19 protein-coding genes are annotated in these 23,148 nt (G+C 69.5%); 9 read left to right on the forward strand and 10 right to left on the reverse strand.

Annotation, left to right across the window (positions count from 1 at the left end):
• Nucleotides 1-36: 36 nt before the first annotated feature.
• Complete coding sequence (locus AOM45_RS04530; protein WP_051784532.1) at nt 37-2,007, reverse strand: hypothetical protein; 1,971 nt, start codon at nt 2,005-2,007, stop codon at nt 37-39.
• Between the two features lie 335 nt (nt 2,008-2,342).
• Between AOM45_RS04530 and AOM45_RS04535 the strand changes: the two genes are divergently transcribed.
• The 5 genes from AOM45_RS04535 to AOM45_RS04555 are packed head-to-tail and all read left to right on the forward strand — an operon-like array spanning nt 2,343 to nt 10,708.
• Nucleotides 2,343-3,299 carry a carbohydrate ABC transporter permease gene (locus AOM45_RS04535; protein ID WP_030472404.1) on the forward strand — a complete coding sequence of 319 codons (957 nt, stop codon included), beginning with the start codon at nt 2,343-2,345 and terminating at the stop codon, nt 3,297-3,299.
• Nucleotides 3,289-4,125 carry a carbohydrate ABC transporter permease gene (locus AOM45_RS04540; RefSeq protein WP_030472405.1) on the forward strand — a complete coding sequence of 279 codons (837 nt, stop codon included), beginning with the start codon at nt 3,289-3,291 and terminating at the stop codon, nt 4,123-4,125. Before AOM45_RS04535 ends, AOM45_RS04540 begins: the two co-directional genes overlap by 11 nt.
• A 29-nt stretch (nt 4,126-4,154) precedes the next feature.
• A complete protein-coding gene (locus AOM45_RS04545; RefSeq protein ID WP_030472406.1) occupies nt 4,155-5,456 on the forward strand; it encodes an ABC transporter substrate-binding protein in 1,302 nt (433 codons plus the stop codon).
• Between the two features lie 4 nt (nt 5,457-5,460).
• Nucleotides 5,461-9,567: a glycoside hydrolase family 38 N-terminal domain-containing protein gene (locus tag AOM45_RS04550; protein WP_201779887.1), complete on the forward strand. Its 4,107-nt coding sequence runs from the start codon at nt 5,461-5,463 to the stop codon at nt 9,565-9,567.
• Nucleotides 9,568-9,607: 40 nt separating this feature from the next.
• A complete protein-coding gene (locus tag AOM45_RS04555; RefSeq protein WP_030472408.1) occupies nt 9,608-10,708 on the forward strand; it encodes an aldose epimerase family protein in 1,101 nt (366 codons plus the stop codon).
• Between the two features lie 17 nt (nt 10,709-10,725).
• On the opposite strand, the gene AOM45_RS04560 is transcribed toward AOM45_RS04555, so the two are convergent.
• Nucleotides 10,726-12,726, reverse strand: coding sequence for a neutral/alkaline ceramidase (locus AOM45_RS04560; RefSeq protein ID WP_030472409.1), 2,001 nt, complete (start codon nt 12,724-12,726; stop codon nt 10,726-10,728).
• 25 nt (nt 12,727-12,751) lie between these two features.
• On the reverse strand, nt 12,752-13,612 hold the full coding sequence (locus AOM45_RS04565; protein ID WP_236703128.1) for an EamA family transporter: 861 nt from the start codon (nt 13,610-13,612) through the stop codon (nt 12,752-12,754).
• A 68-nt stretch (nt 13,613-13,680) separates the two neighbouring features.
• On the opposite strand from AOM45_RS04565, the gene AOM45_RS04570 reads away from it, so the two are divergent.
• Nucleotides 13,681-14,571 (forward strand): LysR family transcriptional regulator, encoded by an 891-nt coding sequence (locus AOM45_RS04570; RefSeq protein ID WP_081902647.1) that lies wholly within the window; start codon nt 13,681-13,683, stop codon nt 14,569-14,571.
• Here the strand turns inward: AOM45_RS04570 and AOM45_RS04575 are convergent.
• Both AOM45_RS04575 and argG read right to left on the reverse strand, forming a co-directional pair.
• Nucleotides 14,522-15,256 (reverse strand): DUF1963 domain-containing protein, encoded by a 735-nt coding sequence (locus AOM45_RS04575; RefSeq protein WP_030472412.1) that lies wholly within the window; start codon nt 15,254-15,256, stop codon nt 14,522-14,524. The genes AOM45_RS04570 and AOM45_RS04575 overlap by 50 nt on opposite strands.
• A 50-nt stretch (nt 15,257-15,306) precedes the next feature.
• Nucleotides 15,307-16,752, reverse strand: coding sequence for an argininosuccinate synthase (argG, locus tag AOM45_RS04580; protein ID WP_030472413.1), 1,446 nt, complete (start codon nt 16,750-16,752; stop codon nt 15,307-15,309).
• A gap of 330 nt (nt 16,753-17,082) precedes the next feature.
• Here argG and AOM45_RS04585 point away from each other — a divergent pair, with 330 nt between their 5' ends.
• Entirely contained in the window at nt 17,083-17,829 is a 747-nt protein-coding gene (locus AOM45_RS04585) for an NPP1 family protein (protein WP_236703130.1), read from the forward strand.
• A gap of 3 nt (nt 17,830-17,832) precedes the next feature.
• On the opposite strand, the gene AOM45_RS04590 is transcribed toward AOM45_RS04585, so the two are convergent.
• On the reverse strand, nt 17,833-18,504 hold the full coding sequence (locus AOM45_RS04590; RefSeq protein ID WP_156094298.1) for a TetR/AcrR family transcriptional regulator: 672 nt from the start codon (nt 18,502-18,504) through the stop codon (nt 17,833-17,835).
• A gap of 93 nt (nt 18,505-18,597) precedes the next feature.
• Between AOM45_RS04590 and AOM45_RS04595 the strand changes: the two genes are divergently transcribed.
• Together AOM45_RS04595 and AOM45_RS04600 are read left to right on the forward strand one after the other, a co-directional pair.
• Complete coding sequence (locus AOM45_RS04595) at nt 18,598-19,323, forward strand: SDR family oxidoreductase (RefSeq protein WP_030472416.1); 726 nt, start codon at nt 18,598-18,600, stop codon at nt 19,321-19,323.
• Nucleotides 19,323-20,195 carry an SDR family NAD(P)-dependent oxidoreductase gene (locus AOM45_RS04600; protein WP_030472417.1) on the forward strand — a complete coding sequence of 291 codons (873 nt, stop codon included), beginning with the start codon at nt 19,323-19,325 and terminating at the stop codon, nt 20,193-20,195. The genes AOM45_RS04595 and AOM45_RS04600 overlap by 1 nt, the downstream gene beginning before the upstream one ends.
• Before the next feature lie 91 nt (nt 20,196-20,286).
• Here AOM45_RS04600 and AOM45_RS04605 read toward each other — a convergent pair whose 3' ends face one another.
• From AOM45_RS04605 to AOM45_RS04620, 4 genes are read right to left on the reverse strand one after another with little or no spacing between them, the layout of a single operon-like run.
• Nucleotides 20,287-21,006 carry a polysaccharide deacetylase family protein gene (locus tag AOM45_RS04605; RefSeq protein ID WP_030472418.1) on the reverse strand — a complete coding sequence of 240 codons (720 nt, stop codon included), beginning with the start codon at nt 21,004-21,006 and terminating at the stop codon, nt 20,287-20,289.
• On the reverse strand, nt 21,003-21,500 hold the full coding sequence (locus tag AOM45_RS04610; protein ID WP_030472419.1) for an MOSC domain-containing protein: 498 nt from the start codon (nt 21,498-21,500) through the stop codon (nt 21,003-21,005). The genes AOM45_RS04605 and AOM45_RS04610 overlap by 4 nt, the downstream gene beginning before the upstream one ends.
• Entirely contained in the window at nt 21,479-21,976 is a 498-nt protein-coding gene (gene msrA / locus AOM45_RS04615) for a peptide-methionine (S)-S-oxide reductase MsrA (protein ID WP_035913179.1), read from the reverse strand. The genes AOM45_RS04610 and msrA overlap by 22 nt, the downstream gene beginning before the upstream one ends.
• Nucleotides 21,977-21,999: 23 nt before the next feature.
• Nucleotides 22,000-23,145 carry an AI-2E family transporter gene (locus tag AOM45_RS04620; RefSeq protein WP_081902648.1) on the reverse strand — a complete coding sequence of 382 codons (1,146 nt, stop codon included), beginning with the start codon at nt 23,143-23,145 and terminating at the stop codon, nt 22,000-22,002.
• Nucleotides 23,146-23,148: the final 3 nt, after the last annotated feature.

The following is a 23,148-nucleotide window of genomic DNA, read 5'->3' on the forward strand; positions in this document are numbered from 1 at the left end:
CGTACTCGAATTCGGGGTGATGTGAGCGTTAACCTTTCACGGTGTGCCGACGCGCAGCACCGGCTCGCCCGCGATGTCGCCGGCGGGATGCCCGACGAGCGCCGTGAAGAACGGTGTGCGCACGAGCACGCCGTCCGGGGCCTCCTCCGCCGACACGTCCAGCGCGACGGGCTCGGGGCCGTAGCAGAGCGCGAAGACCGCGCGTCCGTGCGGCGAGTCGAAGATCGGATCGGCCAGCACGTGGTTCGTCGCGATCACCCGCCGCCAGCCCGCGTCCGGGTTGCCGTAGCCCCTCGGGTCGTCGCCCAGCCAGAACGACAGCTGCTCCAGGGTCATCTCCGCGGTGCGCGCGCTGTTGAAGTACGCCGGGCCCTGCGGCGGGTTCTCGACCCGCAGACCAGCGGCCGCACTCAGCGCGAGCCCGCCGGCGAGCAGCGTGCCGCCGGTGGTGAGCGCGCGCCAGGGTTCGGCGAGGTCGAACGGGCTTCCACCCGGTTCGCCGACGGTCCGGATCCGGCACTGCCGCTGCCCGTCGGCGCTCGCGTAGGGAAGTCCGGCGAGGAAGGCCAGTTCGGCGCTGACGGGCAGCGCGGACCGGTCGAGCACCGCGATCAGGTGCAGGCGTTCGCCGTCGGTGACGTACAGCTGCTGCACCGGGAGCATGACCTGGTCCCACGACACGACCGCCTTGGTCACCAGCTTGGCGCCGAGACCGTCACCGGTGACGTCCCGCACGCGCGACGGGCCGAGCGGCCGGGTGAGCAGCGTCCTGCGGCCGTCGGCGTAGCGCACCAGCGGCCCGATGCCGTGCTGGTGGTCCACAATCGACTCGATCACCGCGGTGGCACCTGCATCGATCAGGTACGGGGTGAGGTCGCCGGTCAGCGACACCGACGCCCGGCCGTGCCGCAGCGAGTAGCGGGTGTGCACGGGAGCCTCGGCCGGCGCGCGGTACCAGCGGTGCTCGTCGAGGAAGAACCACACCGTGGCGAACGCGAAGTGGCCGCTCGGCAGGCCCGGCGTGGAGGCGTTGTAGTAGGCGACCCGGCGGTCACCGAGGTAGCGGCCGAGCTCGGCCTCGACGCGGCCGCTGAAGAACCTCAGGCCGAGCATGCCCTCACACCCGCTGTGCTGCTCGCTGTAGCGCGGCCCGCCGTAGTCGAAGCCGCGGGCGGACAGCCGCATCTCCAGGTGCCGGGCGATCTCGTCGCCGTCCTCGAGGAAGCACTGCTCCCCGCTCACCTGGTAGGCCCTGGCCAGGAACGTGAGCGAGATGGGCAGGTAGTTCTGGTCGTGCCCGGCGCCGTGCTCGACGGGCAGCCGCAGCCCGCGGTCGACGACGCGGGCGGCCCTGACCTCGCTGTGGTACAGGAACATCGCATCGTCCACGATGGACTTTTCGGACAACAGGCGCCCGAGCGTCAAACCGGCCACCACGGCACCGATCGCCTGGTTCGCCGTCTGCTGCGGGTTGAACATGCTCGCTTCGGTGAGCCAGCGCCAGAAGCCCGTCGCCACGTCGGCGAGCGCGGTCCACTGCGCCTCGGTGATCAGGCCGCGGCCGAACTCCAGCACGTTGACCGCGTGCAGCAGCGCCCACACGGTGCTGGGCCAGTCGCCGAAGGGGTGGTCGCCGGCTTCGAGCACGTAACGGGCGTACGGCAGGCCGCTGTCGCGCACGCGCAGGAACGGCTCGCCGGGGTTGTCGGTCCGGAAGATCCGTTCGGCCAGCACGAAGTCCAGGCCGCGGCGGGCCGCGTCCACCAGTTCGGTGTCGCGCCGGTCACCGCGGTGCCAACTGAGACACAGCAACGACACCACGCCGAGAGCCATGTCACCGATGTCATCGACAGCGGCGAGATCTTCGAGGTTGCCGTCGGGACGCTGCCGTCCGATCGCGGCGGACACGGCCTCGGCGAGCACCGTTCGCAGCGCTTCGTCGTCGTGGGGCAGGTCGTGCACGCTCGCGTGCTGGCTCGGCAGGTACACCGCGGCGGCGGTGGTCATCGGTACTCCTCACGGGTCGCTCGCCCGGGTCGGTCAGCGGAGGTGGGCGTGCGTGGCCGGAGTACTCTTCCTCCCCTTCGTTCTCGTGGGCGATGCGGCTGGGACCCGCCTAGTTGGATGAAACGTAAACTTGTTCACCCACGTGAAGTCAAGTCACAAAACCAGCAGATTCGGTCGGCAACAAGGTTTCCAGAAGATGTTCTTGACAGTCGGCCACCCGGTTCCTACAGTCCCGGAAAGCGCTTTCCAGCTCCCTGGGACGGACCACTGGAACCGCGCCGTGCGTGGCATCGACAGACGACCCGTCCAGCGATGACGTCCCAGGAGTGGCACTCATGTCGGAGAACAGCGGCACCGCCGTGCTCGACCCGCCGGTCGACGACCGGCCGGCAGCAGCACCGGTGCGGCGCAAACGGAAGCGGCACAAGCACAACCTCGCGGGTTACGCGTTCCTCACGCCCTGGCTGATCGGCCTGTTCGCGTTCACGCTGATCCCGATGGTGTACTCGCTGTACCTGTCGCTGACGAAGTTCAACCTGCTCACCGCTCCACAGTGGATCGGCATCGAGAACTACACCCGGTTGTTCTCCGACCCGCGCTACCTGCAGTCCATCAAGGTCACGTTGCTGTACGTCGTGACTTCTGTACCGCTCAAGCTGGCCGCGGCCCTGCTGGTCGCCGTCGCGCTCAACCGCGGGCTGAAGGCGCTGGGCTTCTACCGCGCGACCTTCTACCTGCCGTCGCTGCTCGGCGCGAGCGTCGCGGTGTCGGTGATGTGGCGGCAGATCTTCTCCCGCGACGGGCTGGTCAACCAGTTCCTCGGGCTGTTCGGCGTCCAGGGCGCCGACTGGATCGGCGACCCGCGGTTCGCGCTGTGGACGCTGGTGCTGCTGTCCGGCTGGCAGTTCGGCACGCCGATGCTGATCTTCCTGGCCGGGCTCAAGCAGCTGCCGCAGGACCTCTACGAGGCCGCGGCGATCGACGGCGCCGGCCGGTTCACGGTGTTCTTCAAGATCACGCTGCCGCTGCTGTCCCCCATGGTCTTCTTCAACCTCGTGCTGGAGACGATCAACGCGTTCCAGACGTTCACGCCGGCGTACGTCATCTCGAACGGCCTCGGCGGGCCGATCGACTCGACGCTGCTGTACACGCTCTACCTGTACCTCAAGGGATTCGGCAGCATGCAGATGGGCTACGCCTCCGCGATGGCGTGGGTGTTGTTCGCCGTGATCGGCCTCTTCACCGCGATCTACTTCTGGTCGGCCCGCAAGTGGGTGAACTATGCAGACTAAGAAGAAGCAGGTCCACTGGCGGGCGCACGCCGTGCTGATCGTCGTGCTCGTGGCGATGATCTACCCGATGGTCTGGCTGGTCGGCGCGTCGTTCAAGCCGGAGAACCAGATCTTCAGCACGATGAACCCGCTGCCGCTCGCCTTCACCATCAGCAACTACATCACCGGCTGGACGGCCACCGGCAACTCGTTCACCCTCTACCTGGCCAACTCGCTGACGGTCTCGCTGTGCACGGTGGTCGCGAACGTGGCGGCCTGCTCGGTGGCGGCGTACGCGTTCGCCCGCCTGGACTTCGCGTTCCGCAGGTTCTGGTTCGCGTTGATGCTCGGCACGATGATGCTGCCGTTCCAGGCGACCCTGATCCCCCAGTACACGATCTTCTACCAGCTGAACTGGATCAACACGTTCCTGCCGCTGGTCGTGCCCTACCTGCTGGCCACGGACGCCTTCTTCATCTTCCTGATGGTGCAGTTCATCCGCGGCATCCCGCGCGAGCTGGACGAGGCGGCGGAACTGGACGGCGCGGGGCACGTGCGGGTGTTCTTCAGCGTGATCCTGCCGCTGCTGAGGCCGGCTCTGCTCACCACCACGATCCTGACGTTCATCTGGACGTTCAACGACTTCCTGCGCCAGCTGGTCTACCTGTCCGACCACTCGCGCTACACCGCGCCGCTCGGTCTCAACGCGTTCGTCGACCGGGCGAGCGGCTCCAGCTACGGCGGCATGCTCGCGATGTCCGTCGTGACGCTCGTCCCCACCGTCGCCGTCTTCATCGTCTCGCAACGCCGCCTCGTCGAGGGCGTCGCGACCACCGGCATCAAGTAACGCCTTTCACCGCCAAGAAAGGGATCCACATGTCCATCTCCAGAAGGGGCCTCTTCGGCCTGGCCGGTGGTCTCGCCGCCGCGTCCGTCGCCGGCTGCGGGTTCGCGCCGAGCAACAGCGGTGGCGCGGCGAACAACTCGCTGACGTTCCGCTGGTGGGGCGGTGAAGCGCGCAACAAGGCGTACCAGGCCGCCCTGCAGATCTTCACGCAGAAGAACGGCACCAAGGTCGACCCCCAGTACTCCGGCTACGACGGGTACTTCAACAAGCTCAACACCGAGTTCGCGGGCGGCAACCCGCCGGACCTGTTCCAGATGGACACCGCGCTGGTCAGCACCTACGCCGCCAAGGGCGTGCTGACCGACCTGGGGTCGTTCATCCCGAACACGATCCACATGGACACGCTGTACTCCGCGGTGCGCGGGGCGGGCGTCGTGGACGGCAAGACCTACGGCGTGCCGTCCGGGTCGGGTTACGCGCCGGTGCTGTACGACAAGACCCTCTTCGAGCAGGCCAAGATCCCCGTACCCACCGACACGTGGACGTGGGACGACTTCGGCCGCATCGCCGGTGAGCTGTCGAAGGCCATGGGCGAGGGCAAGTACGGTGCCCTGGACGCGTCCAAGGACGACTCCGGCGCGTTGCAGCCGTGGCTGCGCCAGCGCGGCAAGGACCTCTACAACGCCGAGGGCAAGCTCGCGTTCACCAAGGACGACCTCGCCGAGTGGTTCGCCATGTGGGACAAGCTGCGCAAGGCCAAGGCGATCTGCCCGCCCGAGATGCTGGCGAACACCGACTCCGCGGCCGGCAACCACCCGCTGATCGCGGGCCAGATCGCGATGACCACCGGGTGGGGTCTGGCGCAGATGCAACCGCTGACCCAGCACACGCTCGACATCGTGGTGGTGCCGCGCGGCAGCAACGGCAAGACGGGGCAGGCGCTCAACGGCGGCGTGCTGCTGTGCGTTCCGGTCAAGAGCAAGAACCCGGAGGCCGCGGCCAAGCTGATCGACCTCTTCGTCAGCGACGTCGACGCGATCAAGGCGATGGCCCTGTCGCGCGGCATCCCGCCGTCGTCCAAGGCGCTGGAGGCCCTGGCGCCGTCGCTGAGCGCGGCGGACAAGCGGGACGTCACGTACTCGCAGTACGTCGCCGACGAGGTGGCGAAGGACGGCCTGCCGCCCGCTCCCACCGCGCCTCCCGGCTACAACGACGCCAAGACGGCGCTCGACGCGGCGGCCAAGCAGGTCGCGTTCGGCAAGATGTCCATTCCCGACGCGGTCGCGCAGTACTTCCGCGACGCCGAGGCAGCACTTCAAGGGGCCAAGTAACACCGTGCCGAGCAATCCTGGGGTGGTCGTCGACAGCACGGACCTGTTCGTCGGCCCGGTTTCCGCGCCACGGCAGCTGGTCCGGGTCACCGTGGCGGTGCCGCGGCCCGAACCGGTGTGGGTGCGGATCACCGGGCCGCTGGTCCGCACACCCGAGCCCGTGCGGGTGGCGGCAGGTCAGGGCGAGGTGGTGGCCGAGGTCGGCGTGGTCTTCTCCGCGCCGACCACCGCGGGCACCGCCTATCCGGCGACCGTCCTGGTCGCGCCGGTCAGCGGTGCGCCACCACACGCCTGGGACGTCACCGTGACCGTCGCCGAGGCCGGGTGGACGATGTGGATGGTCTCGCACTTCCACTACGACCCGGTGTGGTGGAACACCCAGGCGGGCTTCACCGAGACGTGGCTCGACCTGCCGGGCGCGCAGGCCAAGCGGATGCCGTTCCAGCTCTCGGCGTTCGACCTCGTCCGCGCGCACCTCGACGCGGCGCGGGAGGACGAGGACTACCGGTTCGTGCTCGCGGAGGTCGACTACCTCAAGCCGCACTGGGACGCGTTCCCCGGTGACCGGTCCGACCTGCGGCGGTTCCTGCGCGAGGGCCGCATCGAGATCGTCGGCGGCAACTACAACGAGGCCAACACCAACCTGACCCACCCCGAGTCGACCGTGCGCAACGCGGTCTACGGCGTCGGTTTCCAGCGGGACGTGCTGGGCGCCGACCCGCAGTCGGCGTGGATGCTCGACGTGTTCGGCCACGACCCGTCGTATCCGGGACTGATGGCGGACGCGGGACTCACGTCGAGCGTGTGGGCGCGCGGGCCGTGGCACCACGTCGGGGCCAAGCGGCACACCGGCGACATCACCAGGATGCAGTTCCCGTCCGAGTTCGAGTGGATCTCGCCGAGCGGCCGCGGCGTGCTGACCGCCTACCTCGCCGACCACTACGTGGCGGGGTGGGACATCGAGCGCAAGTCCACTTTGGACGAGGCGATGGCGGAGGCGTACCGGCAGTTCTCCACGTTGCGCCAGGTCGCGGCCACCCGCAACGTGCTGCTGCCGGTCGGGCACGACCACAACGTGCCGTCGCGGTTCTGCACGGAGATCCACCGCGCCTGGAACGCCAAGTACGTCTGGCCGCGGTTCGTCGTCGGGCTCCCCCGCGACTTCTTCGCCGCGGTGCGCGCGGACGCCTCGGCGCGCTCGGTGACGTTCAGCCCGCAGACCAGGGACATGAACCCCGTCTACACCGGCAAGGACGTCTCGTACATCGACACCAAGCAGGCGCAGCGCGCGGCCGAGGTGGCGGTGCTCGACGGCGAACGGCTGGCGGCGCTGACGACGTTGCTCGGCGCCGGGTACCCCGACCTCGCGCTGGACAAGGCCTGGCGGCAGCTCGTCTACGGCGCGCACCACGACGCCATCACCGGCACCGAGTCCGACCAGGTCTACCTCGATCTGCTGACGGGGTGGCGGGAAGCGGACGACCTCGGCCGTTCCGTCGTCACCGGCGCGATCTCGCACCTGGCGTCCCGCGCGGACACGACCGGGGCCGGCGAGGCGGTGATGGTCGTCAACGCCCTCGCGTTCGAGCGGGACGCCGTCACGACCGTGACGGTCTTCCTGCCGGGTTTCCGCGGCGCTCGCGTCACGGACGCCGACGGCGCGGAGGTCCCCGCGGTGACCGAAGCCGTGGTGCGGCACACGGACGACACCCTGGAACTGACGCTCACGTTCCTGGCCCGGCGGGTTCCGGCGACCGGCTACCGGGTGTACCGGGTGGTCGACGCTCCCTCGACGCCACCGAGCTGGACACCGCGCACCGGCACGGCCATCGCCTCCGAGTGGTTCTCCGTCCAAGCGGATCCGGCGCGGGGCGGGGCACTGGAGAGCGTGTACGACCGGGTCGCCGACCGCGAGCTGGTGCGGCCCGGCGGACTCGCGGCGGAACTGCTCGTGCAGGAGGAGCACTCCGGTCACCCGGTGTGGGGCGAAGGACCGTGGCACCTGCTGCCCAAGGGCCCCGGCACCACCTCGGGCCCGGCCGACGTGCACGTCGAGACCAGCCCCCTGGGCGAACGGCTCGTCACCCGCGCGGTTCTCGGCGACCTGCGGATCACTCAGCACGTGACGTTGTGGCACGGCCTGCCGCGCGTCGAGCTCAAGTCCTTCGTGGACGGTTCGATCGGCCAGGACCGGTTGCTGCGCAGCCGGTTCGCCTTCGACCTGCCCGGTGCGTTGCCGGTCGCCGAGGTCGGGTTCGCCGCGGTGGGCCGGTCGTTCGGCTTCCCGGACGTGGACGCGGCGAAGCACCTGTGGACGCTGGACAGCCCGGCGCACACGTGGGCCGGGCTCTCCTCCACCGTGCGGCTGCGGTTGCCCGACGGCGCGCTGCACGCCATCGGCGTCGCCGAGGTCGTGGCCGAGGACGGGCGGGACCTGGTGGCCGCGCTGGCCGCCAAGGGCGTCACCGCCACCTGCACCCGTCCCGACGGTCCGCGGTACGGCGCGCTCGACGTCGACTCCAACCTGCCCGACGTGCGCATCGTGGTGGGCGACAACGAGTTCACCGCCGCCGTGCTCGACGGCTCGCCCGAGCTCCGTGCCCTGCTCGACACCACCGGCAGGGTCTTCGTGCCCGCCGGACGGGCGCGAGCGGAGCAGTGGGTGCCCGACGCCGACCTGCGCGGGCCGCGCGACCTGCCGGTGCTGATCGTCACCGACGCCGGCGCGTTGGTCGACGACCTCGCCGACGCGTGCGTCGAGGTGGCTGGACCGGGCACGACCGATCCGCTGACCGACCACTCGGTGGCCGTGGTCAACCGCGGCACGCCGGGCTTCGTCGTCGCACCGGACGGCACGCTGCACGTGTCGCTGATGCGGTCGTGCAGCGGATGGCCCGCCGGGGTGTGGATCGACGGCGACCGCCGCCGGGTGCCGGACGGGTCCAGCTTCGCCTGGCAGCACTGGTCCCACACGTTCGAGCTGAGCCTGGTCTCCGGCGCGGGCGACTGGCGTCAGGCCGGGTTCGCGCGCACCGGTCAGGACGTCAACCACCCCGTCCACACCCGGCAGGTGCCGTCCACGACCGGCGATCTCCCCCGTGAGCTCAGCCTGCTGGCCGTGTCACCGCCCGAGGTGCTGCTGACCGCGGTCAAGGTCCGCGGCAACCCGCTGGCATCCGGTCTGGCGGACGACCCCGGTTCCGACCTCGCGGTGCGGCTGTACGAGTCGGCGGGTTCACCGGTGACCGCGTCGGTGACGGTGCACGGAGGCATCACCGCCGCCCACCGCACGGATCTGCTGGAGGAACGGGATCTCGAACCGCTGACCGTCCACTCGGGACAGGCGGAGATCGCGCTCGGCGCGGCGGACGTGGCGACCCTGCGGCTCGTGCCGTCGTCGGTTCCCGCCCGCACGCCCGTCGCACCGCCCGAGCCGAACCACCTTTACACGAAGTACTGGCGCCACAACACCGGACCTGCTCCGATCGGCAACCTCCCGGTGGCGGTGCACGTGACGCCGTCGTTCACGCGCCTGGCCCCCGGCGCCACCGGCCAGGTGCGGATCACGGTCAGCTGCAGCGCCTCCCCCGCCAAGGGACGCCTGGGGTTCACCGACGGCCAGTCGTGGGACTACGACCTGGCGGCCGGTGAGTTCGCCGAGTTCACCGCGGACGTGAAGGCCAGGCCGGGCCGTCACCTGCACGCGGCCCGCGTCCGCGACCACCTCGGCCAGGTGCTGGAGGACACGGTCGAGGTGGTGTCCGGCCACACCACCGACAGGGAGCTGGTGGACGTCCAGCTCAGGGCGGGCGCCCTCCTGCTGGCACCGGGCGAGCACGCGCTGCTGCCGGTGACGTTGCAGAACCGGGTGCAGAGCGAGATCCGCGGCGAGGTGGCCGTGATCAGCCCGTTCGGCACCTGGTCCGGTGACGTCGCCATCGGTCCGGCGACCCAGCCGTTCGTGATCCCGCCGGGAGGCAAGATCACGGTGCCGGTCACGGCCACCGCGGCGGCCACCGCCCGGCGCGGCGCGCACTGGTGGGCGCTGGTGAGGGTCGTGGCGCACGGCAGGCTGCACTACTCGCCGGCCGTGCCGATCAGCGTGAGGTGACCTGGACGAAAGGTTCGACTGTTAGCGCTAACATGACGCAATGAGCCGTTCCGACACCGTTCAGAGCACCGGGACTCCCGCGGTCACCACCGAGCACTTCGGCACGGTCGGTGACACGGACGTCCACCGTTTCGTGCTGACCAATCCCGGTGGCATCACCGTCCGCGTGCTGGATCTGGGAGGCGTGATCCAGTCGATCGACGCGCCGGACCGCGAGGGCGAGCGGGCGAACGTCGTGCTCGGGTTCCCCGACCTCGCCGGGTACGTGGCCAACAACGCGCCGGACGCGGGTCGCGTGTTCTTCGGCGCGTTGATCGGCCGCTACGCCAACCGGATCGCGAACGCGACGTTCAGCCTCGACGGCGAGGCGTACCGCGTCGACGCCAACGAGAACGGCAAGTGCCTGCACGGCGGCTCCGCGGGCTTCGACACGCACGTGTGGCAGGCGGCGCCGTTCAGCGACTCCGACGGCGCCGGTGTCGTGCTCACCCACGTCAGCCCGGACGGCGACCAGGGCTTCCCCGGCCGGGTCGCGGTCGCGGTGACGTACCGGCTCGACACGCGGAACCGGCTGAGCATCAGCTACCGCGCGGAGACCGACGCGCCGACGGTGCTGAACCTGACCAACCACACGTACTGGAACCTCGCCGGTGAAGGCGCCGGCGACGTCCACGACCACCTGCTGACGATCCGCGCCGCGTCCTTCTGCGCGGTCGACGACGCGCTGATCCCGAAGGGCGACCCGGTCCCGGTGGGCGGCACCCCGTTCGACTTCCGCGAGGCCACCACGATCGGCGCGCGCATCGCCGCACCCGACCCCCAGCTGCAGCTCGCGCACGGCTACGACCACAACTGGGTGCTCGACGAGGCAGGCTCGCTCTCGTTCGCCGCACGGGTGCACGACCCGGGCTCCGGGCGGACGCTCACCGTGTCCACAACGGAACCGGGCCTGCAGTTCTACTCCGGCAACTTCCTGTCCGACGAGCTGGTCGGCCCGAGCGGGCCGTACCAGCCGCGCGCGGGCTTCGCGCTGGAGGCGCAGCACTTCCCCGACTCGCCGAACCGCCCGGACTTCCCGAGCACCGTGCTGCGGCCGGGCCAGACCTACCACCAGGAGACGGTCTACGAGCTGCACCTCTAGGTGCTGGTCCGGTCCGGTCAGGAAACAGTGAAGGCCGCCGTCGCTCCCGTGAAGCCGGTGATCTTACCCGTCCAGCCGCTCTTCTCGTCACCGTGGTGCAGGATCCGGTAGGTGCCCGCGGGCGTGTCCGCGGGGATCTGCCAGGTGATCGTCGCGTTCGAGAACGCGATGCCGACCCGTTCCCACTTGTAGCGCGTGGCCCAGTCGCCGTCGTCGGCCACGCGCACCCACTGGCCGTTCACCTGCTGCTGCACTTCGAGGAACGTGTGGTTGCGGTGGAGGTTGTTCTTCGGGTGCCCGGTGACGAACACGGCCGTGACGGTCTCACCGCGCGCATAGGACGACTTGGGCGCGTTGAGGACATCGCCGTACTTCTTGTCGGCGGGCTTGTCGTCGAGCACGACACCGGTCTGCAGGTTGATGTCGGTGAACGGCGGCTTGCCCGGCGTCGGACCGGCGGGGAGCGCGGTACCGGCCTTCATCGACGCCGCGAGCTTGCCGAACTCCTGCTGGTAGGCGGGAGTGGTGTTGCGGCCGAAGATCGTCGAGCCGCCCTCGTACTGCTGCGCGTCGTACTCCTCCGGCGTGGTGACGTACTGGCTGTAGTCGTTGGAGTAGCCCTGGATCAGCACGTTCTGCACGGGCACGCCGAGCTCTCCCGCGACGGCCTTGCGGATGCGCAGGCCCGCGGTGATCGTGACCTCGCCCGGCACCGCGACGAGGTGCAGCTGACCGATGCGGACGATCTGCAGCGGCACGACGTCCGGCGTCGCACCGATCAGGCCCGTCGGCACCACGGACGCCTTCGGGAACTGGCAGTCCCGCAGCCACTGCGGAACCTCCATCTGCAACGGGTCGAACAGCTTCTTCCACGGCGACTGCATGCCCTCTTCGAAACCGGGGATCGCCGGGCCGTCCTCGACGCTGCCCGCGAAGGTCGACGCGCCGACGACTCCGGAGCACGTCGTGCCCGGCTGGCTGTTCGGGGTGAAGCGGCCCTCGACCTGGAGGGCCGACATGTCCACGAACCGCATCCGGTAGTCGACGCCGCCCGACACCGCGGACTGCGGCCCGCGGTAGATCTCCTGCGCCTTGCGGTTCTGGCGCTCGCCGATGATGCGGGCGTTCTCCCACTCGTTCTCGGTCGGGCCGGAACCGGGCTTGAGGTTGAGGTTCGGCGACATGTCACCGGCGTTGGTGTTCGGGAACGCGGCCACGAAGCCGGCGGCGTTGTCCAGGTATCGCACGCCCTTGTCGTCGTGCTCCCACTGGTAGGCCGCGTAACCCTTGTTGTCCGGGCTGATCAGCGTGTTGGCGTTGGTGACCGACGTGTTGTGCGTGGCGAACCAGCTGATCGCGCCGACGTCGGTGCCGGACTGCCGGAACTTCAGCACGGTCATCTGCGGGTCGATGCCCTGCGGGAAGAAACCCTTGTCGGGGTTGCGGTCGAACGCGACGCGCGACCGGTTCACCGACGCGTTCGTGAGCTCGCCGAAGCCGAGGCTGATCGAGCCGGGCTTGAGGTCCTCGTGCGCCTCGACGACCGACTCGGTGATGCCGTCGACCACGGCTTGCAGGGCTTGGGGCTGCATGCCGAGGATCGACAGGTTGTAGGCGAGGTTGTGCGAGTAGCCGCCGGGGCCCGAGTGCGTGTGGGTGGCCGACAGCAGCAGGTTCTCGCGGGTGTAGGTGCTGCCGTACTTGGCCTGGAGCTTGCCGAGCACGCCCTCCTGCACCGCGCGGAAGATCATCGCGAGGTCGGCGTTGACGTACGCGACCCGCTTGTTCGTCGCCCGGTCCACCACGACGTACGCCCGCGACCTCAGCCGCTGCGCGATGCCCGTCGTCTTCTGGTCGAACTTCGAGTAGCCCATCATGCCGTTCTCGGCGGCGGGGCCCGTGACGTCGGAGATGCCCCTGCCCACGAGGTAGGGCTCGGGTTCCGCCCACGCGAACGGTCCGCTGACCAGGGCCGCACCGGCGAGAACCGCGACGAGCGTCAAGATCTTGGTCCGCATGGACACCCCGCTAAGTGAATTGGATTCACATTTCGCGCTGAACGGTAGGTGATCCAGGCCACTGCGAGCAAGTCACTGCGAGTGCGTTCGCGGTGACGACGAGCAAGATTCCCGCCCAATGGTGGAGTGCGAGCTCCTCCCCCAGCACCAACAGTCCCGCGAGCGCCGCGAGCACCGGGTGAACGCTCATCGCCAGCCCGAACAGGCGCGCGGGCACCTTCCTGAGCACGATCACATCGACGGCGTACGGCACGACGCTGCAGAACACGCCGGCGCCGATCGCGTACAGCAGCGACATCCCGGTCAACTTCCCGTGCAGGACCAGCAGCACCGCGACCGGGACGTAGAGCGTCGCGGACATCGCGGTCGCGACGGCGGGCGCCTGCAGCCCGGGCAGCCGTGCGCCGACGAGGCGGTTGAGCAGGATGTACGCGGCCCAGCACGCCGCGGCGAGCAGGCCGAGCCCGACGCCGAGGTAGTCGCTGCTCGGGCCCGGCAGCACCAGCACGTACACACCCACTGCCGCGACCAGCACGAACAAGACGTCCCGGCGGCTGCGCGAGCCTCCCAGCGCGACCGCGAGCGGTCCGAGCACCTCCAGCGTGACGGCCAGGCCGAGCCCGATGCGGTCGACCGCCATGTACAGACTGAGGTTCATCGTCGCGAAGACCAGGCCGAGCCCGATCGTCGGCCACCACTGCGCCCAGGTGAACCTGCGCAGGTCCGGCCGCGCCATCGGCAGCAGCACCGCGGCGGCCACCAGCTGCCGGACCGCGACGACACCGGCCGGGCCGATCGCGGCGAACGCCTGGGCGCCCACCGCGGCGCCGAGCTGGTTGCTGGCCGCGCTCGCGGTCATCGTCGCGAATCCACCGATGCTCTTCACGCTTCGATCCTGCGTCCGCGGCATCGATACGGGAAATGCATGAGCCGTGTCACCTATACGCTGAACGCATGGATCTGCGGCACGTGCGAGCGTTCGTGGCGGTCGTCGACGCGGGGACGTTCACCGACGCGGCGAGGGAGCTCGGCCTCACCCAGGCCTCGGTGTCCCGGTCGGTCGCCGCGCTGGAGGCAGAACTGGGCGTCCGGCTGCTCCAACGGTCGACCCGGCACGTCGCGCTCACGGCCGCAGGCGCCCAGGTACTCGCCGGCGCACGGCGGGTGCTGGACGAGGTCGCGCACCTGCACCGGATCGCCGCGCAGTCGCTGACCGAGCTGCGCATCGGCTACGCCTGGTCCGCACTGGGCAAGCACACCCGGCGCGTGCAGAAGGCGTGGGCCGCACAGCACCCCGGCGTGCCGCTGGTGTTCGTCTACACGAACTCGGTGACCGCGGGTCTCGCCGAGGGCACCGCCGACGTCGCGGTCGTGCGCAAGGCCCTCGACGACCCGAGGTTCGAGACCGCGTTGCTCGGCACCGAACGGCGCTACGGCGTGGTCGCCACCGACAACCCTTTGGCGCGCAAGCGTTCTCTCAAACTCGCCGACTTCGCCCGGTACGGGATCGCGGTGGACGACCGGACCGGGACCACCACCTTGGATCTGTGGCAGCCCAACCAGGCACCGGCCGTCGTCCGCAACACGCGCGGCGTCGACGAGTGGCTGACGCTCATCGCGGCCGGGCAGGCCGTCGGCATGACCTCTGAGGCCACCGCCAGCCTCAACCCGCGCCCCGGCGTGGCGTACCGGGCGGTGGTGGACGCGCCGCCGATCCCGGTGTGGCTCGCGTGGTGGAAGGACCAGCCGCCACAGCACCTCGGTGACCTGGTCACGTTGGCGTGCCAGGCCTACGTCAGTCGATCCACAGGCGGATCGGGTGGTGAACGTCCTTCGGGCAGGTGAAGATGTTCAGGTTCCCCTCCCGCCCGAACTCCCACTCCACGTGGTCGCCGGACGGCTCGTGCGTGGCGAGCGACAACATCTGCCGCTGCGCCGTGCCGCACTCCCGGCATTCGAAGTCCATCGGACCGGTCTGCCACCAGCAGGTCCAGCCGCCGATCTTCGTGCCGCTCGACGTCTCCGGCCAGTCCGCGTCCCGCAGCTCCTCCGGCCGATCGAAGGAGTGGGCGTAGTCGGTGAACCGGATCGGCTCGAGTGCGTTGACCGTCGGGGTGTAGATCTCCTCCTGAACCGGCGGTTCCGGCTCCTCCTCGATCAGCTCGACCACCGAGGCGGAGTCACGCCACACCAGGCGCACGTCCGGGCCGTAGCAGTCGTCGAGGTCGTGGTGCAGCGTGCAGAGGAACACCTGCAGCACATCTGTGCCGGCGGGGAACGGCAGCTCCGGGAAATCGCGCCGGTACAGCTGCACGGCGCCGACGAACGGCATTCCGATGCCCGCGATGTCCGCGCCGGGCACACCCGGCGACTGCGGGTCGTGCCGCGTGCCGTCGCACCACGGCCACGGCTCGTCGATCGGCCACAGCATCGGGCCGCCGATGTGGCTGTCCGCATCCGTCGGGTCGCCTGCCAGCGGGTTCAGCAGCACAGCCGGCCGCGCCCAGCCGCTCTTGTCCTTGATCGACACGGCGCAGAGAGTAGCTTCCGGCCCACGTGCTGGGGCCGGAAGCAGGGAAATCAGTCCGTTCCCGACTCGATCGCCGCCGAGTCGAGCAGCGCGTCGGCCGCCGAGACGGTGCCGCGCGAGGCGATGGCCTCCGCGCCGCCGTCCGGCACCTCGCCGATCAGCTTGGTCGGCTCGACCTGGGCCGCGATGAGCGCCGACTGGCGGGTGCCGACCATGCCGAGGCCCGCGAAGAGCTCCAGCTTGGCGCGCGAGTCCGCGATGTCGAGGTTGCGCATGGTCAGCTGGCCGATGCGGTCGACCGGGCCGAACGCCGAGTCCTCGGTGCGCTCCATCGACAGCTTGTCCGGGTGGTAGCTGAACGCGGGGCCCGACGTGTCGAGGATCGAGTAGTCGTCACCCCTGCGCAGCCGCAGCGTGACCTCACCGGTGACCGCGGAGCCGACCCAGCGCTGCAGCGACTCGCGCAGCATGAGCGACTGCGGGTCGAGCCAGCGGCCCTCGTACAGCAGGCGGCCGAGCTTGCGGCCCTCGTTGTGGTAGGCCGCGACGGTGTCCTCGTTGTGGATCGCGTTCACGAGGCGGTCGTAGGCGATGTAGAGCAACGCCATGCCGGGCGCCTCGTAGATGCCGCGGCTCTTGGCCTCGATGATGCGGTTCTCGATCTGGTCGGACATGCCGAGACCGTGGCGGCCGCCGATGGCGTTCGCCTCCAGCACCAGGTCGACGGAGTTGCCGAACTCCTTGCCGTTGATGGTGACCGGACGGCCCTGGTCGAAGCCGACGGTCACGTCCTCGGTCGCGATCTCGACCGACGGGTCCCAGAACTTGACGCCCATGATCGGCTCGACGATCTCGATGCCCTCGTTGAGCAGCTCGAGCGACTTGGCCTCGTGCGTCGCGCCCCAGATGTTCGCGTCGGTCGAGTAGGCCTTCTCGGTGCTGGAGCGGTAGGGCAGGTCCCGCTCCTGCAGCCACTCGGACATCTCCTTGCGGCCGCCGAGCTCGGTGACGAACTCCGCATCGAGCCACGGCTTGTAGATCCGCAGCGACGGGTTCGCGAGCAGGCCGTAGCGGTAGAACCGCTCGATGTCGTTGCCCTTGTAGGTGGAGCCGTCGCCCCAGATCTGGACGTCGTCGTCGAGCATGGCGCGCACGAGCATGGTGCCCGTGACCGCACGCCCGAGCGGGGTGGTGTTGAAGTACGCGCGGCCACCGGAGCGGATGTGGAACGCGCCGCACGCCAGCGCCGCGAGCCCCTCCTCGACGAGCGCGGACCGGCAGTCCACCAGGCGCGCGATCTCGGCACCGTACGTGCCGGCGCGGCCGGGGACCGTCTCGATCTCGGGCTCGTCGTACTGACCGATGTCCGCGGTGTACGTGCACGGCACCGCGCCCTTCTCACGCATCCACGCGACCGCGACGGACGTGTCGAGACCACCGGAGAAGGCGATGCCGACGCGTTCGCCGGCGGGAAGTGAAGTGAGCACCTTGGACACGTTGAGAATTATGCACGACAATGTATGAGCATGCACGTCCGGGGCCCTGTTAGTTGTGCCTCAGCGACGTCGTCGCAGGTGGTGAGCCACACGGCCGGGTCCGCCGCGAGCCGGGCGAGCGCGGCGTGGAGGTACTTGTACCGCAGCGGCCCGCCTTGGACGAACAGCCGCAGCACAGTGCTCGACGACGTGATCGATTCGGTTGCGCAGCTGTGAAATTGCCGGTCGGCAAAGATTCGGCGAACCACCTAGACGTGAACGCCGTTCATGTACCACCTTCGGCCTCGCAAGCCTCTCCGCAACCCTGCTCCCCCGGAATCGAGGCCGCTGTTGAGGAAACTCCTACCCGCGCTGGCCGGCGCACTCCTGATCACCGCCCTGCTCCCCGGTGTCGCGCTGGCCGACCCGCCGCAGGCCATCCCCGCCAACTTCACGGCGGAGGACGGCAAGTGGCAGCCGGCGTTCGACTACGACGGCGACGGCTGCTACCCGACCCCGGCGATCTCGCCGACCGGTCAGGTGGCCGGGGGCCTGAAGAACTCGGGCGCGCTCAACGGCCAGTGCCACGACAGGTCCGACCTGGACAACACCAACTCCTACAGCCGTTCCAAGTGCAACAACGGCTGGTGCGCCTACCTGTACGACCTGTACTTCGAGAAGGACCAGGCCGTGCCGGGCTGGGACTGCTGCGGGCACCGGCACGACATCGAGCACGTGGTCATCTGGGTGCAGAACGACGTGGCCCAGTACGTCTCGACGTCGGCGCACGGCAAGTTCAACACCTACTCGCGTGACAAGGTGGCCTGGGAAGGCACCCACGCGAAGATCATCTACCACAAGGACGGCGCCAGCACGCACTGCTTCCGCCTGGCCGGCTTCAACGAGCAGGCGGAGAACCACTACGGGGTCTACCAGTACCCCGCGCTGGTCAGCTGGGACCGGTTCCCGGCCGGAGTGCGCGACATCCTCGTGAACGCGAACTTCGGCAGCGCCTCGCTGGCGATCAAGGACAGCGCGTTCAACTACAACCTAGGCAACGCCAAGCCCGCCGGGATCCCGTTCGACCCGAACGCGTAAGGCCTACTTGGCCACGCGGTTCAGCCATTCGGCCAGGAGGGCCCGTTCCGCTGGAGACAGCATCAGGGGCGGGTCCTCCTCCAGTGCCACGCGCAACGCGATCGCGCGGCTCGGGATGTCGGTCGGCTCGTCCGGCAGCACGTCCGTCGTGATCGCCCTGATCACCTGCTCGCGCGAGAACGTGATCAGCTCCAGATCCCGTTCCTCCTCCGGCGTCGCGATCAGCGACAGCACGACACCCATTCCCGCCGCGTGCACGAACTGCGCGGCCTGCTCGACCGGGACCGTCAACCGGCCCACCGCCGCGATGCGGCTGATGATCTCGCGGAGCATCGCGTCCGCCTCCAGCCGCGCCTCACGCTTGCGCGGCTCGCCGTACATCAGCAGGTAGAACGCGGGCCGCGCCAGGCCGAAGCCGATGTGCAGCTCCCAGCCCCGGCGCAGGTCGTCGACCGGGTTGTCGCTGGCGCCCATCGCGTGCTTGGTCGCGAGGTAGTCGGAGAAGCCGTAGGCGGCCACGGCGTCGAGAAGGCCGTCCTTGTCCCCGAACAGCCGGTACAGCGTCGGCGCCTGCACGCCCGCCGCGGACGCCACCGCGCGGGTGGAGACGGCCTCCTTGCCGCCGTCGATCAGCAGCTCGGCCGCGGCCTTCACCAACCGCTCCCTCGTGTCCATGTAACGACGATAACACATCATGGGTAGCGGTGATTCGATATCAGTGCTACGTTGATTGCGTTATCGACGGAAACACCAGCTAGGAGCATCGACATGACTCGCGTTGCGATCGTCACCGGCGGATCGAGGGGCATCGGACGGGCAGCCGCCGAGCGTCTCGCCGCGGACGGAACGGCCGTCGTCATCGTGTACGCCGGCAACAAGACAGAGGCCGACTCGGCCGTCGAGGGCATCAGGGCGGCCGGCGGCCAGGCCGTCGCCGCACAGGCCGACGTCGCGGACGAGGTGGCCGTCGCCGCCGCGTTCGACCTGGCCGAGCAGACCTTCGGCGGCGTGGACGTCGTCGTGAACTCCGCCGGGATCATGCCGCTCGGCACGGTCGCGGACATGGACCTCGAGGTGTTCGACCGGGTCCAGCGCACCAACGGGCGCGGCACGTTCGTGGTGGCTCAGCAGGCCGCGCGCAGGGTGCGCGACGGCGGCGCGATCATCAACGTCTCGTCGTCGGTCGTGGGTCTGCGCTTCCCCCAGTACGGCGCCTACGCGATGTCCAAGGGCGGCGTCGAGGCGCTGACGCTGATCCTCGCCCGCGAGCTGCGCGGCCGCGACATCACCGTGAACGTCGTCGCGCCCGGCCCCACCGCCACGGCCCTGTTCCTGGAGGGCAAGGACGCGGCCACGATCGACACCCTCGCGAAGCAGGCGCCGCTCGAGCGCATCGGCTCGCCCGGCGACATCGCCGAGGTCATCTCGTTCCTCGCGGGCCCGGCCCGCTGGATCAACGGCCAGACCATTCGTGCGAACGGAGGCATCATCTGATGGGCAAGGTCATCGTCGTCACGGGAGCGTCCAGCGGTTTCGGCGCTCTGGCGGTGCGGGCACTGGCGCGCGCCGGGCACACCGTCTACGCGGGCATGCGCGAGACCACCGGCCGCAACGCCCCCGCCGTCGCCGAGCTCGGCGCGTTCGGTGCCGAGAACGGCGTCGACGTCCACGCCGTCGAGCTCGACGTGCAGTCGCAATCGTCGGCCGACGCGGCGATCGAGCTGATCATCGCCGAGCAGGGACGGCTGGACGTTGTCGTGCACAACGCAGGCCACATGGTCACCGGCCCGGCCGAGGCGTTCACACCGGAGCAGTACGCGGCTTTGTACGACGTCAACGTCCTCGGCACCCAACGCGTCAACCGCGCCGCCTTGCCGCACCTGCGCTCACAACGCTCCGGGCACGTCGTGTGGGTGGGTTCCTCGTCGACGCGCGGCGGCACTCCCCCGTACCTCGCGCCGTACTTCGCGGCCAAGGCGGCGATGGACGCGGTCGCGGTCTCCTACCGCGCGGAGCTGCTGCGGTTCGGCATCGAGACCACGATCGTCGTGCCGGGCGCGTTCACCCACGGCACCAACCACTTCGCGCACAGCGGCAGCCCGGCCGACGACGAGGTCGCCGCCGCCTACGAGGAGCTCTATCCCGGCCTCATGGACCAGGTCGGCGCCCGTCTCGCCGAGCTGGAGCCCGCCTGGGCCTCTGTTTCAGCCGTAGCTGAAGCAATCGTGGACGTCGTGAATGCTTCGAAGCCGCCGTTCCGCGTACACGTCGACCCGTCCGACGACGGCGCGGAGGTCGTGAACAAGGTTGCGGACCGGGTGCGCAGCGAGTTCCTGCGCCGAGTGGAACTCGCGGACCTGATCTGACGGCCATGAACAACGCGGACACTGTGGCGGACCGGGTGCGCAGCGAGTTCCTGCGCCGAGTGGAATTCGCAGACCTGATCTAGCAGTACATCTAGCCAGCGGCGAGGAGCGCGGACACGGTCACGAACCGGAAACCGCGTTCCTTCAGCTTCTGGATGATCGGCTTCAGGGCCCGCCGCGTCTGGTCGCGGCTCGCGTACATGGGGTGCAGCAGGATGATCGAACCCGGCTTGGTCTGCCGAAGGACGTCCTGCTCGATCTTCTGCGCGGACGGCGTGCCCTCGGAGTCGGGTTCCACGTCCCACATGATCGTCTTGCGGCCGTGCTCGCTGAGGTAGTGCGGCAACGCGAAGAGCTTCTTGCCGTTGGGCGGCCGGAAGTGGATGTCGCCGCGGTAGCCGGTCTCGCGGATCTTCGCGTCGGTGTCCTCGATCTCCCTGGCCGCTGTGGAGGGCAGCACGCCGACCATCCGCTGGTGGTTGTACGTGTGGTTGCCGATCTCGTGCCCGGCCTGCGCGATCTTGCGGCCGAGGTCGGGGTGCTTCGCGAGGTCGCGGCCCATGAGGAAGAACGTGGCCTGGACCTGTTCCGCTGCCAGGGTGTCGAGGACCTGTTGGGCGCCGGCGGGGTCGGGGCCGTCGTCGAACGTCAGCGCGACGATCTTGTCGGTGGTCTCGACGCGGTCGACCAGTTCACCGAAGAACTGGAAGGTGCGGGAGCTGCTGACGTTCCACAGGCCGACGGCGGCGGTGAGCACCACGACGAGACCGACCGCGGTGATGATCGTTGGCTTGCGGCGCAACCACTTCATGCGCCCACTATGGTCAACGCGGCGACGCCGGCGCGCAGCACCCCGTCGTCGAGCGGCACGCAGCGGATGCCGCCCTTGCCCCGCAACGCCTTGAACGCGCCGGGCGCGATGACCGCGTCCATCCAGGCACACGGGTTCGCCGGCCGGTGGACCTCGAACCGCACCGGCCCGTCACCGGTGTCGAGGCTGAACACCGTGCCACGAGCGAGGGAGTCGACGTCGAACCCGCGCACGACCACGTTGCGCCGTGCCACCAGCGGGTCCACCGGCCACGGGTCGAGCGACTCGGCCGCGATCACCGTGACCGCCGCGTTGCGGTGGGCGGAGTGGTTGAAGTACCGGTCGCCGACGATGCCCAGCCCCGCCCGCAGTTCCACGTGGTCACGCGAAACGGGCCCGGGATCGGGACGAGGGCCGTCCGACGGACGGCCCTCGTAGGCGTGCACGGGTGAGACGTGCAGCGCGACGATCTCTACCTCTCGCCGAGCTGCCATTCCGGCCTCACGTAGTGGCACGTGTAACCGTTGGGGTACCGCTCCAGGTAGTCCTGGTGCTCCGGCTCGGCCTCCCAGAAGTCCGTTGCCTGCGTCACCTCGGTGACGACCTTGCCCGGCCACTTCCCGGAGGCGTCGACGTCCGCGATCGTCTCCTCCGCGACCTGCTTCTGCGCGTCGTCGGTGTAGAAGATCGCCGAACGGTAGCTGGCGCCGATGTCGTTGCCCTGGCGGTTGCGGGTCGACGGGTCGTGGATCTGGAAGAAGAACTCCAGGATCTGCCGGTAGCTCAGCCGGGCCGGATCGAACACGATCTCGATCGCCTCGGCGTGGTTGCCGTGGCGGCGGTACGTGGCGTTGGGCGTGCTGGGGTCGCCGGTGTAGCCGACGCGGGTGGAGACGACTCCGGGGTGGCGGCGGAACAGGTCCTGCATGCCCCAGAAGCAGCCGCCCGCGAGAACAGCCTTCTCCGTCACAGTGGTTCTCCTCTGTTCGGTGTTCATTCAGGAGAACGTTCGGTCTCTGCCGGTTCATCCCCGTCGAGTTGTGACGTATCCATTACGGGCACTGACCTGGCCTCGATGACCTCACCCAGGTAGCGCACCACGACGGCCACCGCCGCGGCAACCGGTACGGAGAAGAACGCGCCCGCGATGCCGTACAGCGACGTGCCCGCGGTGACCACGAGCAGCACGACCGCCGCGTGCAGGCGCAGGCTGCGCGACTGCAGGATGGGCTGCAGCACGTTGCCCTCGACCTGCTGCACCACGATGACGATCACCAGCATGATGATCGCCGTGGTCAGGCCGTTGCTGACCAACGCGACCAGCACGGCCAGCGCGCCGGCGATGAACGCGCCGACGATCGGGATGAAGCCGCCGAGGAACGTGAGCGCCGCCAGCGGAATCGCGAGCGGGACGCCGAGGATGACCAGTCCGAGGCCGATGAAGACCGCGTCGATCAGCGACACGACGGCCTGGCTGCGGATGAAGCTGCCGAGCGTGACCCAGACCCGCTCCAGCACGGTGGTGACGTGGCCGCCCGCGCGCTCACCGATCACGCCGCGCAGCCACGGCGTGAACCGGGCGCCGTCCTTGACGAAGAAGAACGCCAGCAGCAGCGCGACCAGCCCGGTCACGACGCCGGACGTCACCGCGCCCGCCCCGGTGAGCAGCCCGCTGGCGATCGACCCGATGCTCGACCTGAGCTGGTCGACGCCCTGGGCGATCAGCCGGTCGAGGTCGGTGTCGCGCAGGTTGAGCGGCGGCCCACCGGCCCAGTTCTGCAGCTGCGTGATGGCGTCCTGCGCGCTCTCCGCGATCTCCGGCACACCGGACGCGATCGACGACGAGATCGCCGCGATCACACCGACCAGCACCGCGAGCCCCAGGACCAGCACGATCGACGCCGCCAGTGCCGAGTTCAGCCCCTTCGACATGAGCCACCGGGCGGGCGGCCACAGCACCGTGGTGATCAGCAGGCCGAGCAGCACGGGCATGACGACCACCCACAGCTGCCCGATCAGCCAGAACACCATCCACAAGCCGAGCACGGCCAGCGCCGTCCGCAGACTCCACCGCGCGAGCCAGCTGATGCCGTGCCCGATGGCCTCACCCTTGTCCGCCCACCTGCGTTCCCGTTCCACGCC

The sequence above is a fragment of the Lentzea aerocolonigenes genome, from assembly GCF_000974445.1.
GTDB lineage: Bacteria > Actinomycetota > Actinomycetes > Mycobacteriales > Pseudonocardiaceae > Lentzea > Lentzea aerocolonigenes.